Here is a 13381-nt window from a genome sequence, read left to right on the forward strand (position 1 = left end):
AAAAGAGAGAATTACTATTCGTTGACAAATAAATCGACAACTTTAAATTGGTCAACATCAAACAAACCTTTATCGGATAACTTTAGTTTTGGAATAACCAGAAGTGACATAAAGGCAAGTGTCATAAAAGGTGATTCAAAATCAGATCCCAATTCTGACGCAAATTCCGACAAGTCTGAGTATTCTTCCAAAAGTTGACTCCCCGTTTTATTTGACATCAAACCTGCCACTTCAAGTCTTACTGATTTACTATCCCCATTATTAACTGCTACAATCCCTCCTTTCAAATCAATTAAAGTATTAATGGCATGTACCAGTTCTTTATCACTAGTTCCAATGGCAATAATATTATGACTGTCATGTGCTATACTTTCTGCAATGGCGCCTTTTTTTAATCCAAATCCTTTAACAAAACCAACTACTGGTTTCCCATTGTCATACCTACTCATGACAACCATTTTTAAAATATCATTCTCTACATCAGCAACTAGATTTGAACTCTCAACTTTTGGATCGCATAGAATAGAATCAGTGATAAGATCTCCATCCTTGGCCACCATTACTTTTATTTTACCATTCTTAGGTTGAACGGAAATCTCAGATAAACTTATTGGCTTCCGACTAAAATTATTCAATAGAATTTCGTTATGAACCTCAAAAGAAGGATTGCCATTTCTTAATATGCACTCCCCTTTTCGATATGCCTCCATTACTGAAAATTGTTCAAAGTTATCCACCACAATGAAATCGGCAGAATCCCCAATTCGAAGTAATCCTAAATCCAAACCATAGTGGTGAATTGGATTGTAACTTGCAGCACGAAGTAAATTAAAAATATCATATCCCTTATTCAGCCCTTTCTTAATTAAGTAATCGATATGACCATTTTCTGCCATATCATCCGGATGAAGATCATCTGTACACAACATCACCTTATCAGGATGCGATTCGAATAAAGAGCATAAAGAATCAAAATCTCTTGCAGCACTCCCCTCTCTAATTTGAATTATCATACCTAAAGCAATTTTCTCTAATGCTTCCTCAATGGTTGAACATTCATGATCCGCTGAAATTCCTGCAGCAACATATTTTTTCAGATCTGTACCTTTTAAACCTGGTGCATGACCATCTATCTTTTTTCCTAACTTTTTACAGGCAACTATTTTTTTGAGTACTTCAAGATCTTCCTCTACTACTCCTACAAAATCCATTACCTCTGCCAGGCAAACTACCTCTTCTCTTTTGAGTAAACTTTCAACAATGTTACTATCTAATACAAAGCCTGAGGTTTCATGTTTTGTTGCCGGAACACAAGAAGGGACTCCGAATTTAATTTCCAACGGAACCTTCTTTGCATCATTAATCATGAAGTCTACACCTATTTCACCTAATACATTTGCAATTTCATGAGGGTCGGTAACCAAACCCAAAGTTCCACACTTTACCGCTTCGGCTGCAAATCGACTTGGAATTAACAAAGAACTTTCGATATGCATATGAGAATCGACCAATCCTGGCAATATATATCTGTCGGGAACATCTTCTTTTGGAACAATTGATTTTATGCATCCATCAACTACTTCTATTTCACCAGAAATAATTTCTCGTGAAATTACATCTACGATTTTACCCGATATTTTAAAATTTTGATCTCTCATGATAGAAATTTTAAGAGCATAAATACACTTACAAAAAGGCCCGAAACTATCCCTTTGTCTAAAACAAGAAGATCGATTTCGGGCGTTTTAAGGAGTAAACTTTTTAAAAATACTCCTTGGTTCCACGTGGAACATTATCGTCCCATAAGGACCAAAAGAACGTTTATATCACTTGGTGAGACACCAGAAATACGTGATGCCTGCCCTATTGTTTGCGGCTGAATCTTATCCAACTTTTGTCTGGCTTCGGTAGATAAAGATTGTAATGTCATATAATCAAATCTACCTTTTATATCGATATTTTCCAAACGCGTAAGCTTGTCGGCAATTAGTTTTTCTCTATCTATATATCCGCTATACTTTATTAAAACCTCGGCAGCTTCGATTATTTCCTCTTTACGATTTGGAATTTCGTCTACTACCTCTTTTAATGGTATTACATCTTCAATAAGATCTTGAATACCTACTTGAGGACGTAAAATAATATCATATAACTTAACACCTTGTTTCAAGGGACTAGTTCCTAATTTCTCCAATACAGGATTTAAGAATTTTGGTTTACAACTAAACTCTTTACAAAACTGATACAACTTGTCTCTGTATTGAATTTTCTCTTCCAATAAATCCATTCTTTCCTTATCAGCCAAACCCAACTCATATGCTTTTGGCGTTAATCGAACATCTGCATCATCTTGGCGAAGTAAAATTCGATATTCTGCTCGAGATGTAAACATTCGATATGGTTCATCTACCCCTTTTGTAACCAAATCATCAATTAAAACTCCAATGTAAGCTTCATCTCTTTTAAGGGTAAATTCAGGTTTACCTTGCACAGATAAGGCTGCATTAATACCTGCCATCATTCCTTGAGCACCGGCTTCTTCATATCCTGTAGTTCCATTAATTTGACCTGCAAAATACAATTTTGAGATAATTTTGGTTTCCAAAGTATGGAACAATTGAGTTGGAGCAAAGTAATCATACTCGATTGCATATCCAGGACGATACATTTTTACATTCTCCAATCCAGGTACTTTTTGCAGTGCTTTCAATTGAACATCCCAAGGCAAACTTGATGAAAATCCATTAATGTAATATTCATGGGTATGCTCCCCTTCCGGCTCCAAGAATAACAAGTGTTCATTCTTTTCTGCAAAAGTTGAAAGTTTTGATTCAATACTTGGACAATATCTTGGACCTGTACTTTGGATGGTACCATTATACATTGGTGAATCTTCAAATCCTTCTTTTAAATTATCATGAACTTCTGGATTCGTGTAAGTAATATAACAAGGTCTCTGACGAAGTATTTTCTCTACATGATTATTCAGGTATGAGAATTGATAAAAACCTTTTTCACCTCCCTGCTCTCTCATTACAGAAAAATCAATTGTTCTTCCATCTAATCGAGCTGGTGTACCAGTTTTCATTCTTCCTACTTCGAATCCAAAGGATTTTAATTGTTCACTTATACCGAACGATGCTGGCTCTGCAGAACGCCCTCCTGTTTCTTGCTTTCTTCCAATGTGCATTAACCCATTCAGGAAAGTCCCATTGGTTAACACAACCGTTTCAGAATATATGTCAATTCCAAGTTTGGTTTTTACGCCTTTTACAACACCATCTTCAACAATAATTCCAACAACAGCATCCTGCCACATATCTAAATTGTCGGTATTTTCAACAATTTTGCGCCATTCAGCCGAGAAAATCATTCTATCACATTGAGCTCTTGGACTCCACATTGCCGGTCCTTTTGATCTATTCAACATTCTAAATTGAATTGATGAACGATCTGTAACAATACCGGTATATCCGCCTAATGCGTCCAGTTCTCGAACAATCTGACCTTTCGCAATTCCACCTATTGCAGGATTACAAGACATTTGAGCAATCTTGTTCATATCCATTGTTATTAAAAGAACAGATGAACCAAGATTAGCTGCAGCAGTAGCTGCTTCACATCCTGCATGTCCAGCCCCTACTACTATTACATCATATTTAGGCAACATACTATTATAAGATATTTGTATACTTTATTCCTTATTTACCTACAAAGATAAATAAATTAAAACTAATCCACTGAATATCAAAATACTAGAAAACAACAACGCTCTCTAACATCTTGTAATCCAGCAAAATAAATTAAAAAATTTCACAAAATTAAATAATCTTGGTAAGTAATGCTAATGATTCATCCTCCTTTTGTGTCATGATTGCCTGATCTTCATCAGTTTTATCATCAATCCCTAACAAATGAAGTACGCCATGAATAATAACACGATAGAGTTCCTCTAAATACTCACATTTGTACTCTTCTGCATTGTCACGTACTGTATCAACACTTATAAAAAGATCTCCTGAGATAATATTAGCTACTGTGTAATCGAAGGTTATAATATCCGTATAATAATCATGATTAAGGTGTTCTCGATTCATTTCCAACAAGTAATCATCGGAGCAGAAATAATAATTTATCTCTCCTATCTCACTGCCATTATTAACGACAACGCGATTGACCCAATCGCTAATACGCTTTTGATCAATCGCGGGAATTTCTGTTTCACACGAATTATATGTAATCAACATCTATGCAAATCTAAATTTCATATCAACTAATGCGCCATTTTCGCAAAATTCAATATCATCAGCTAAATGATTCATAAGGAAAATACCTCTACCATGTGTTTTTTCTATATTTTCTGGTAAGGTTGGATCAGGAATATTTTCAAAATCAAATCCAGATCCTTCATCTTCAACAATAAACTGAATGGCTTCTTCATCGATATTGAATTCAACTTTTACTTTTTTTGATACATCTAATCGGTTGCCATGAAGAATGGCATTATTTACCGCTTCTATGATAGCTACCGAAATTTTACCGTAAATTTCCGAGCTTAAATTGTAGGAGGATGAAATATCATCTATCAATCTTTCAACCCTACTTATATTTTCTAGTTCAGATGGAAATACCAACAAGTTATCAGATTTAGTCATTATTAAGTTTTATCATATAATCCAAGTACAACTTATTATAATAGTCGAACAATTTTACATTTGAGTCATAAAATACTCCTTCAAAATCTGTTCGTACTCTTTTATACTCAAATATTTCTCTAGGGTTACTCAATTTTAAAATATTTCCTGATTTACTTTCTCGTTTCTTATCAAAATCTTTTTCCTTATGGGCATTTTCAGCTTCCAATAATTTTGAAAAAATCCGATTTTGGCGTAAAATCATATTCGAATTTATCGAAAAATTAGAAATGTCCGACTCCATTTGGTCAAGCATTTTGGTAACTTCACGTAAGATTTTCTCACTTTCGTATCCAAGGCCTCCATTTCGAAGCATTTCTTGCAAATTTTGACGATACATTTCTTGTTGCTGTAAAAATTTCCCCAACCTCTCTTTTGAGTCTTTTCCTGAGTTACCTTTTTTCATATCAGAAATTAATTCTTCCAGCATTTTTTTTAGTGATTTTTGATCAGATTTCAAACCAGAAAAAGAAGGTTGCCCTCCTTTCTTATCTCCCATTTGATCTCCAGGCATAGCATTTGCCATTTGCTCCATCATCTGTTTTAAGGCTTCCGATAAAAAAACACTTAACTCATTAACCTCAGTTAAAACTTTATGTTGTGCTGTTGCTGCCTGTATTTTTCTTCTCTCACTTGCATCAGCAATGACTTTTTCCAGTTCGTTTTCAATATTGAAAATTCGATTACCAATTAATGAGGCAACCTGAGGTGATCGGGCTGATAAGGCGGTTAAAGAATCTTGTATAAGAGCATATTCTTCTTTTAAATTACCTTGTTTTTCAATCATTTCAACATACTTTGGATTTAAATAGCCAATTCTTTTAAAGCTATTTAAAACCTCTTCTTGCTGAAAAGAAAATTCAATCAAATTATTCATCAATCGAATTAAGTTTCCAATATCAGCAATCATTTGCGCTGATATATTGTTGGCAATATTATCATTCAATTTTTGAGCGAAACTTCTCTGTTTAGAAGAGGTTTTTTTCATACTCTTTGCCCCTTTACCAATTTTATTGTTCTCAAAAAATTGATTTGATTCTTGTATCATTTTATCAATTTCGTCTTGAAGCTCGTTTAAATCCTTATCGAAATCGTATGGTTTCTGAATAGAGGAATTTTTATCCAGAACATCTTTTAAATCATCTTTCAATGCATTCCACTTTTCCTCTCCCAACTTCTGATCTTGCCTTATTTTTCCAGCTTTTCTTCGATTCTTATCCGCAGATTCATCTTGTTCTTCAGCCAATTTATTAATTCGATCTGTCAATTGCTGAACGCGAACTTCAATCTCATATCTTTCAAGTAATTGCAGATTTCTATCCAATTGTTTTTGAAAATCATCAACCGACATTTTTAGCTGATTTCCTAGCTTATTGATGTCTTCAGATTTAAGATCCTCGGCTAATTTATTGAACTCATCAAACAACTTCTGCAGTTCGGGATCCATTATTTTTTCAAGCAAATCTTCTATTTGCTTTTGCTTTTCCATTAAAAGTGGATCATCCATTCCAGCTGAGTTCATCAAACGATTTTTACGCTGATTTTCTTGAATCACTTCTTGCAGCAAATCATCCAGTTGCTTTTTCTTATTTCCTATTTCATTAAGCAATTGTTCCTGTTGCCATTTTTCTGCCGATCCATCCAAAGTATTTTTTTGCATGCGTAAAATATCTTGTTGAATGGATTCGCTTAATTGGATACTCTTGTTAATTTTACTTCCAATGCTATCCTGAACAACTGCATTCAAATCATAAAGTTGTTTCGAATCAGGAATGTAATAATTGAATTGTTGTGAACTTGCTTTCTTTGCACCATTAATACCATCATTATCGAAAACTTCGAAATAATATTTTACGTTACTTCCCTCTTGAAAATTTTCGGATGCAAAATCGAAAGAAAAGAAAAACTCCTGAGCACTCAAATTTCGGTTGAACGATATTGGAATGTAAACCGGAGATAAATTATCAGCTTCGTAAACAAATCTCAATTTTGAAAATCCATAATCATCTTTTATCTGACCTCGAAAATAATATCCCGATTCAATCAATGAATCTTGAATGCTTGCAATTTTAATTTGTGGATACAAATCGGGAATTACATCGACATTGTATTTTGCATAGGATTCTCTATTAAATTCTTTATTACTTAGATAAATTCTATATGAATTTTGTTTCCTGATTTTTCGTGAAAATTTAAGCCTACTTCCATCTAAAATTACCGGGCTAGGATTCAGTGAATCAGAAAAAATTAATTCTCCTGTACTTGAAAAGTCAGTTTCGAACACCCACTCCAAGTTCGAACCTTCTGGTACACTGACATCTCCGATGTTTTTTTCAATCCGTAAAGGCAATTTTGTATAGGCTGGAGATTTTATTGAAATAGAAAAATTTTTAATGCCAGGCTTGGAAATCACCTTTATTTTAAATTCTTCAGAAATTACTTTTCCCGATTGTAGTCGAAAACTAATATCTGAATTGATATTTCGGAATAAATAGGAAAATTCTATCGAATTTTCTTTTTTCATCAAAAACCTCGAATTATCTGTAAGCAAGTACACTTCGCTTGGAATGTACTTCCCTATAGTGTGAGCTTTTAAGCTAAAATTAGAGCCTTTTACTGCTATTCCTGTCCAATTATCTAACTTAAACGAAAAATCGGCAGGAGGAGTGTATTTTGTGTCGTAATTTACAAGTCTTTCCGTACTGTTTAAGTACATATCAGGGATTAAAAAATGCACTAGAGCAATTATAGTTGCAAGAGCAAACAAGTACTTTAAATATTTATAATTTGCCTTAAGCGAAACTGCTTTTCGGAAAGGAATAATTTTAACCGATTCGATTCTTTGATTGATACTGGCCAATAGTAAAGAATTCTCTTTTTGATTTATTTGTTCTGCTTGCTCGGTTAATTCCAGGGTATTAATTAGTTTATCCTGAAGGTCAGGAAAATGTGTTGAAATAATATCAATTGCTTGTCGATACGAAATTCGTTTTCCAATTTTTAATAGTCCAACAATTGGACGAATTAAAAACTGATATCCTAAAACAATAATGAATAAAGCAGAGAAAAAGATTAATGTTGTTCTAACAGCAACGGATAAGTATAAGAAATACTCGAAAAAAGAGATCAGGAAAAAATAAGATAAAAACAATACAAGGCATAGCAGAAATCCACGTAACAGTAAATTTTGGTAGTATTTGCGAATAAAACGATCAAGTTTCGCAATAAAAATATCCCGATTATTTTCCATTACTTATCTTCTACGCAATACAATCAGTTACGATACAACCACTGTACAGGATTTAATTTGGTACTCCCCTTCCACAATTGAAATTTTAATACTGTTTGGTCTTGTGCATTATCGGTGTATACAACACCAATTTTTTCTTTTGATTGAACTACATCTCCCTTTTTTACAATCACACTGGCCAGATTTGAATATACCGAGAAAAACTCACCATGGCGGATAATCACGACATTGTTTAAACCAGGCATTGAAAGAATATGAGTAACCTCGCCTTTAAACACCGATCTACAATCCGATTTGGAATCTGTAGTAATATTAACACCATCGTTTCGAACAGTAACATGCTTTAAAACCGGGTGTGGATGCTCTCCAAACTTTTCTGAAATAAAACCAGTTTTGGTTGGCCAAGGCAATTTTCCTTTATTCTTATCAAAGGATATGGAAAGTGTTTTGTCCTCTGGAGTAATGGCATATTTGCCTGAAGATTTGTTTGATTTTTTTGCCAATCGCGCCTGACGTTCAATAATCTTTTGAATTTCCTTTTGCAATTTTTGAGCGTATCTTTTTTGTTTTCTCAAATCATCGCGAAGTTGTTTTTCCCTCTTTTTTAATTTCTGAACCAAGGCGGATTGTTGTGACTTTTCAGCAGACAACTTGTTATTTTCCTTTGTTTTTTGTGCCAGAAGATTAACCTTTTCTTCCTTAACTTTATTTAATTCGACAATTTTTGCCGACAAGGAATCCTTTTTAACTCCAATAGTTTTGCCTTGTTTTCTACTATATTCGGAAAATTGCTGAAGGTATTTATACCTTTTATAGGCTTGGTTAAAATCCTTGGAAGAAAGTAAAAACATTAATTTTTCGTAGGAATTCCTTTGCTTGTGTGCATACACAATAACCTTGGCATATTGCTTTTTTAATTTCTCTAACTCATCTTCTAATTTCGAAATATCTTTATTCTTTTGATGAATTTGATTACCAATATAGCCTATTTCAGTTTCAATAGAACTTATTAATGATTGTCTTGATTGGATTCTTTGGTTCAGTAGATTCAATCGACCCAAACTTACCTTCTTGTTTTTTATCGTATTCTTTATGAGTGTATTGGTGTATGCAATATCTTTTTCATTCTGCTCTTTTCGCTTTTTTAGTGTCGAAATGCTTGTCTGAGAAAATCCGTCTATAGATAAAGTTATCAGTAGAATAATTATAAATAGCGGAAAGTTAAAGATTTTTTTTCTTGAAACACCCATAATCTATTTTAAGGATATATTCTTTCGTACTTACTTGAAATTTTAAACGAAAACTTCAATTTTTCGTCGAAAGTGATCTTATTAAATTTAACACTACAAGATAATAAATGTTTTGGATCAGCCACCTCGAAACTTAATCGCTGTGGAAATTTACGATCCTCATACATTTTAAAATCCCTGTATTTTACACTTAAATCCTGTAAAACATCAAAATCCTTAACCAAAACATCTGTAATTCTCATTAATGATGGATCAATGTCAACTCTTTGGTATCCAAAACGAGATAACCTTTTTAACTTATCCTTGCGAAGTTTCCTATCAACTTTTCGCGATTTTTCCGAAGTAAAAACGTACATATTATCAATAATCCGTCCATTAAAGCTACGAATAAAAGATTTTTCTTTTTCACCATTTGTTGTCTGAAAAACCGAATTGGTAAGAATGGCTTGAAGAGATTTAAAATCAAAATCAACATTCAATTTTTCTCTAAAAAAATCATAGTCATCTATGAAGTATTTCTTTTTCAATCTATCTATCATCTTAACCGAATCCTGACTGATCATTAAACGTGCCACCTCTAAACCTCCAACCGGAGCGGTTATTGAAATCCAAATCAGACTATCTTTTTGAATTTTAATTGCACCTTTAAAGCTCTTCTTTACACCATCAACAGTATAATTAGCCGAGAATTTCTTAACGAACAAGGTTTTGTAATGTATACTGCTATCTATTAAATTTCTATACAGTTTTGCATCCGACATTGGTTTAGCCTTTATCACTCCAAGATCGTAGGTTGTTTTACACGAAAACTGAATAAAAGCCATGATTAAAACCATGGCTCCCAGGTATATTTTTGAATTTAATTTATTCTTCATCTTCTTGTTCTTCAGGAATTGTTCCTGTTTTTACTTTTTCTGCAAGGTATTCTGAACCTTCGCCCAACTCCATTGCTTTCTTCCACTCTTCCATGGCTTTTTCACCTTCTCCTAACCTGTAAAGAATGTCCCCATAATGCTCTACCTGTACAGCTGAATCATTACCACCAAATTGCAAGGCATTTTCCATGGTTTCCTTTGCCTCTTTGTATTCTCCTAATCGGTATAAAACCCAAGCATGAGTATCCAAATAAGTTGGGTTTTCTGCCTCTAAGGCAATACATTTTGAACTCATTTTTTTTGCCTTTTCAAGTTGTTCTCCACGAACCGAAAGGTAATAACTGTAATTGTTTAGTACAATCACATTATCAGGCTCAAACAAAAGAACTTCATCGTAGGCTTTAAATGCCTTATCAGCATTACCGTTTTGGTAATAAGCATCACCCATATAAGTTCTGAACTGGATACGCAACTTTACATTATCACCAACATACATCATTCCATTTTCGAATGCACTAATAGCAGTATTGTAATCGTTCCTTTGAGCTGCTGCTACTCCTTTAAATACATACAAAAGTGGTTGACTTGGGAAATATGTTAATGCTTCAGAGCTCACTTTTAACATACCATCGAAATCCAATAGTTCATTATAAATCAGCAATAATTCCTCCCAAACTATATAATTGGATTTTTCGTCTTCCAATACCTTTTCCAGATGATATTTTGCCCCTTCATTGTCTTTTCTTTTTCTTAAAAAATCAGCATATAAGGCATGCACACGAACGTGTCCAGGATGCACTTTAACCAAGGTGTCAAGTAAAGATTTTAAATAATCATCGGATAATTCAGGTTGATCAGGGGCCATTAACATGGCAATTAAATATTGAATTTTCTGATCGGCCTGTACTTCTTCTTGGGCAAATGCTTTGGCCAATGAAGCATTCGCATTTTCTAGTTCCCCTTTTTTTCTATAAAAATCAGCAAGGTAAAAATGAACCAAACCATTATTTGGATCAATTTTCAAAATTTCCTGATACTGTTTAAAGGCTTTTTCCTCTTCGTTATCGGCCAAATATAAATCAGCTAACATTCCATAAAAATCGGCACGATAAGGATATTTCTTAATCAACTTTTGCACTTCTGCATAGGCCGATTTCTTATCTCCCATTTTAATGTAAAGTCTCTCCTTTTCAAGAGAAACTCCTTCCTGAATTCCTTCTTTTTTCTCTAAGCGGTCATAAACCTCTATTGCTTCTTCAAACTTCTCAACCGAAGCATATAAAGCTGCTTGTAGGTAAAAGAAATCATTTCTTTCCGGATACATTTCAATCAGTTCATCGTATACCTTACAGGCATGATCAATCATACCCTTCTTCTGGTAAATATTTGCCAATTGAATCTGATACCAAAGGTTACGAGGTTGCTGTGCTACAGCACCACGAGCCAATTCAAGAGCACTGTTGTAATTTTCTTTACTTAGATAAATGTTTGCTAATTCGTATCGTACAACAGCACTCGAAGGATCTATTTTAAGGCAGGAAACATACAAAGAAATCCCTTTTTCTACCTCACCAAGTAAAATGGCTTTGGTGGCCTCAGCAAAAGCGTAATCGAACTCCAACTTTTGCTGTTCCGTAAGTTTTACTTCTTTTTGAAGCTTATCCTTTTTGGTAGATTTTACACTCTTTGCATGAGAAGGAATGCTGCATAAAACACAGCCTCCAACCAAGATTGATAATAACAATTTTCTTCCCGCCTTCATCCTTTATCTATTTTGTGAAGCTCGCAAAATCGCCAACATTTAACTCTGCAACATCACCTTGAATATCTACATGATTTCCAATCATAGAATTTTCAAGATTTAAATGTTCCAGGTTCGAATTGCGTTGAACAATTGTATTGCGAACCATTGTATTACTAACTACTGTTCCTGCTCCCACAGATACGTGTGGCCCAACAATAGAGTTTTTTATAATCACATTTTCTCCAATGTAACATGGAGGAATAACAATTGAATTCTCAATATTCGATGAATCACATACCAATTCATCATCTTTATGATATTCAAGAATTCGTTGATTTGTATGAACTGTAGCATCCTTGTTTCCACAATCCATCCACTCGATAACTTGACCTGGCTTAAATACCAAACCTTTATTTTTCATATTTTCTAACGCATCGGTTAACTGGTATTCACCGTTCACAACCACTTTGTTATCCAACAAGTACTGTAATTCACTTCTTAGGTTTTCACCATCTTTAAAGTAATAGATTCCGATAATTGCCAAATCAGAAACAAACTCCTGAGGTTTCTCAACGAAATCAGTAATTCTATTTTCACCATCAAGTTTAACTACTCCAAATGCCGATGGATCTTCAACTTTCTGCACCCAAATCACACTGTCTGCCTCAGCATCAAGTACAAAATCGGCTTTGAATAATGTATCAGCAAAAGCAACAACAACTTTTCCCGATAAAGATTCTGCAGCACAATGAATTGCATGTGCAGTTCCCAAAGCTTCATTTTGGTAATAAATGCTCGACTTTGCTCCAATATTTTCAGCTATCTCGCATAGCTGATTTTCAACTTCCTTGCCAAAATCTCCAATAATAAAAGCAATTTCTTCGATGCTTTCATTCGAAACTTTTGCAATTTCTTCAACTAATCGTTGAACAATAGGTTTTCCTGCAATAGGAATTAATGGTTTTGGCACTGTTAAAGTATGAGGGCGCATGCGCTTCCCCATTCCTGCCATAGGTACAATAATTTTCATTGCTTTGTAGTAGTAATGTTTAAATTAGCTAAAATTCGGATCAAATTTAAGATTTAGGCTTGATAATCAATCCGAATTAATATTTTTTAACGATTAAGCTTTTCCTGTGTGACCAAATCCACCAGCTCCACGTTCCGATACTTCTAGATCTTCAACTGATTCCCATTGCACCGTTTCATGCGCTGCAATAACCATTTGACAGATTCTATCTCCATCGTTAATTTCAACAACCTGATTGGATAGGTTTACCAAGATAACACCTATTTCGCCACGGTAATCAGCATCGATAGTTCCTGGAGTATTTAAAACTGAAATTCCCTCTTTTAATGCCATTCCACTTCTTGGGCGAATTTGAGCTTCGTAACCAGCTGGTAATTCGATAAATAAACCAGTAGAAATCAATTTTCTTTCCAATGATTTAAGAAAAACCGGCTCGCTAAGATTTGCTCTTAAATCCATACCTGCTGATAATTCAGTGCTGTATTTAGGTAAATCGTGTTTCGATTTATTAACGATTTTTACTTTCATGTGCTTTTAT

10 protein-coding genes are annotated in these 13381 nt (G+C 34.1%); all 10 read right to left on the reverse strand.

The features are described from left to right. Positions 1 to 14: 14 nt before the first annotated feature. The 10 genes from ade to dut all read right to left on the reverse strand — a co-directional run bounded on the left by ade (position 15) and on the right by dut (position 13371). Complete coding sequence (gene ade / locus M0051_RS11840) at positions 15 to 1658, reverse strand: adenine deaminase (protein WP_306741740.1); 1644 nt, start codon at positions 1656 to 1658, stop codon at positions 15 to 17. A gap of 134 nt (positions 1659 to 1792) precedes the next feature. Continuing rightward, positions 1793 to 3670 carry a tRNA uridine-5-carboxymethylaminomethyl(34) synthesis enzyme MnmG gene (gene mnmG, locus M0051_RS11845; RefSeq protein ID WP_306741741.1) on the reverse strand — a complete coding sequence of 626 codons (1878 nt, stop codon included), beginning with the start codon at positions 3668 to 3670 and terminating at the stop codon, positions 1793 to 1795. Between the two features lie 151 nt (positions 3671 to 3821). Next, on the reverse strand, positions 3822 to 4247 hold the full coding sequence (gene ybeY, locus M0051_RS11850) for an rRNA maturation RNase YbeY (RefSeq protein WP_306741742.1): 426 nt from the start codon (positions 4245 to 4247) through the stop codon (positions 3822 to 3824). Continuing rightward, positions 4248 to 4655, reverse strand: a complete 408-nt coding sequence (locus M0051_RS11855; protein ID WP_306741743.1) for an ATP-binding protein — start codon at positions 4653 to 4655, stop codon at positions 4248 to 4250. Next, positions 4648 to 7944: a DUF4175 family protein gene (locus tag M0051_RS11860; protein ID WP_306741744.1), complete on the reverse strand. Its 3297-nt coding sequence runs from the start codon at positions 7942 to 7944 to the stop codon at positions 4648 to 4650. Before M0051_RS11860 ends, M0051_RS11855 begins: the two co-directional genes overlap by 8 nt. Positions 7945 to 7967: 23 nt before the next feature. Then, a complete protein-coding gene (locus M0051_RS11865; protein ID WP_306741745.1) occupies positions 7968 to 9194 on the reverse strand; it encodes a murein hydrolase activator EnvC in 1227 nt (408 codons plus the stop codon). An 8-nt stretch (positions 9195 to 9202) separates the two neighbouring features. After that, positions 9203 to 10069 carry a DUF4292 domain-containing protein gene (locus M0051_RS11870; RefSeq protein WP_306741746.1) on the reverse strand — a complete coding sequence of 289 codons (867 nt, stop codon included), beginning with the start codon at positions 10067 to 10069 and terminating at the stop codon, positions 9203 to 9205. Beyond that, positions 10059 to 11831, reverse strand: coding sequence for a tetratricopeptide repeat protein (locus M0051_RS11875; RefSeq protein ID WP_306741747.1), 1773 nt, complete (start codon positions 11829 to 11831; stop codon positions 10059 to 10061). The genes M0051_RS11870 and M0051_RS11875 overlap by 11 nt, the downstream gene beginning before the upstream one ends. A gap of 7 nt (positions 11832 to 11838) precedes the next feature. Next, a complete protein-coding gene (locus tag M0051_RS11880) occupies positions 11839 to 12843 on the reverse strand; it encodes a sugar phosphate nucleotidyltransferase (protein WP_306741748.1) in 1005 nt (334 codons plus the stop codon). A 93-nt stretch (positions 12844 to 12936) separates the two neighbouring features. Beyond that, on the reverse strand, positions 12937 to 13371 hold the full coding sequence (dut, locus tag M0051_RS11885; RefSeq protein WP_306741749.1) for a dUTP diphosphatase: 435 nt from the start codon (positions 13369 to 13371) through the stop codon (positions 12937 to 12939). Between the last annotated feature and the right edge of the window lie 10 nt (positions 13372 to 13381).

The organism is Marinifilum sp. D714 (assembly GCF_030851345.1).
Classification (GTDB): Bacteria; Bacteroidota; Bacteroidia; order Bacteroidales; family Marinifilaceae; genus Marinifilum.